Below are 525 nucleotides of genomic sequence, written 5' to 3'. Positions count from 1 at the left end.
CCGATTGTGTTATTTATTAATGGTTTCACCAAAGGCGACTGGACAGAGGCATTTCTATTTGCACTTTCAGTTGCGGTCGGCTTAACACCTGAAATGCTACCGATGATTGTGACTTCAACCTTAGCCAAGGGCGCAGTCTTCCTCTCTAAAAAGAAAGTAATTGTCAAACGGCTGGATGCAATTCAAAATTTTGGTGCGATGGATGTACTCTGCACAGATAAAACGGGAACGTTGACACAAGATAAAATCTTTTTATCTCAGCATGTGGATGTACATGGACAAACTTCACATTATGTTTTAATGCAGGCTTTCTTAAACAGTTATTATCAAACCGGATTAAAAAATCTGCTTGATGTGGCAGTGCTGGAAGCGGTTGGCCAAGATATTAAAACGCAAAAGTTACACTATAAAAAAGTAGATGAAGTGCCATTTGACTTTGATCGTCGTCGGATGTCTGTGGTCGTGAAGACACCCGAAGATCGTGTCAGAATGATTACCAAGGGTGCGGTAGAAGAAATGCTGAAA

Annotated in this window: 1 pseudogene; it reads left to right on the top strand. The window is 40.8% G+C overall.

What is annotated here, in order from left to right:
* Positions 1–525: pseudogene (locus tag B4H32_RS07455) on the top strand (magnesium-translocating P-type ATPase); the annotation flags it as partial.

Origin of the sequence: Acinetobacter sp. UBA2063 (assembly GCF_002333245.1) — a bacterium.
Classification (GTDB): domain Bacteria; phylum Pseudomonadota; class Gammaproteobacteria; order Pseudomonadales; family Moraxellaceae; genus Acinetobacter; species Acinetobacter parvus.
The sequence above is the reverse complement of the archived record's forward strand: the minus strand, read 5'-3'. Positions and strand labels throughout refer to the sequence as shown.